The following is a 1,030-nucleotide window of genomic DNA, read 5'->3' as shown; positions in this document are numbered from 1 at the left end:
GTTGGATTTAGAAATGGAATCAGCGCGGCAGGTCGGAGTAACCCATCAGGAACTCATCCACCGAGCGTGCCGCCTGGCGCCCCTCGCGAATCGCCCACACGACCAGCGACTGCCCGCGGCGGATGTCGCCGGCGGCAAACACCTTGGGCACGCTGGTGGCGTAGCCGCCATCGAAATCGGTGCTGGCGCGCGCATTGCCACGGGCGTCCTTGTCCACGCCAAAGGCGTCGAGCACGGCCGCCACCGGGCTGACAAAGCCCATGGCCAGCAGCACCAGGTCGGCCGGGTGGTGCTTTTCGGTGCCGGGCACTTCGACCAGTTTGCCGTCCTTGAACTCGACCTGCACCGTGGTCAAGCCCTTGACCTTGCCCTTTTCGCCGGTGAATTCCTTGGTCGAAATGGCGAACTCGCGCACGCAGCCTTCTTCGTGGCTGGAGCTGGTGCGCAGCTTGAGCGGCCAGTAGGGCCAGGTGAGCGGCCGGTTTTCTTCTGCGGGCGGCTGCGGCATGACCTCGAACTGCGTCACGCTCAGGGCGCCATGGCGGTTGCTGGTGCCCACGCAGTCGCTGCCGGTGTCGCCGCCGCCGATCACGATGACATGCTTGCCGGCGGCCAAGATCTGGCCCTTGATCTTGTCGCNGCGGCCAGTAGGGCCAGGTGAGCGGCCGGTTTTCTTCTGCGGGCGGCTGCGGCATGACCTCGAACTGCGTCACGCTCAGGGCGCCATGGCGGTTGCTGGTGCCCACGCAGTCGCTGCCGGTGTCGCCGCCGCCGATCACGATGACATGCTTGCCGGCGGCCAAGATCTGGCCCTTGATCTTGTCGCCGGCGTTGACCTTGTTCTGCTGCGGCAGGAATTCCATCGCGAAATGGATGCCGCCCAGCTCGCGCCCCGGCACCGGCAGGTCGCGCGACTGCTCGGCACCGCCCGTGAGCAGCACGGCGTCGAACTCTTGCTGCAACTGCTCGGGCGCGATGGTTTCCCTGGCCCAGTTGGTCACCTTGGAGTCCTTGCCCAGGCCGTCCTGCG

Annotated in this window: 1 protein-coding gene; it reads right to left on the bottom strand. The window is 66.6% G+C overall.

Features of this window, described 5'->3' with window-relative positions:
- Positions 1-19: 19 nt before the first annotated feature.
- Positions 20-616: an FAD-dependent oxidoreductase gene (locus tag QZH66_RS16890; RefSeq protein WP_305807012.1), complete on the bottom strand. Its 597-nt coding sequence runs from the start codon at positions 614-616 to the stop codon at positions 20-22.
- Between the last annotated feature and the right edge of the window lie 414 nt (positions 617-1,030).

The sequence above is a fragment of the Stenotrophomonas sp. YIM B06876 genome, assembly GCF_030711595.1.
Taxonomy (GTDB): domain Bacteria; phylum Pseudomonadota; class Gammaproteobacteria; order Xanthomonadales; family Xanthomonadaceae; genus Stenotrophomonas.
The sequence above is the reverse complement of the archived record's forward strand: the minus strand, read 5'-3'. Positions and strand labels throughout refer to the sequence as shown.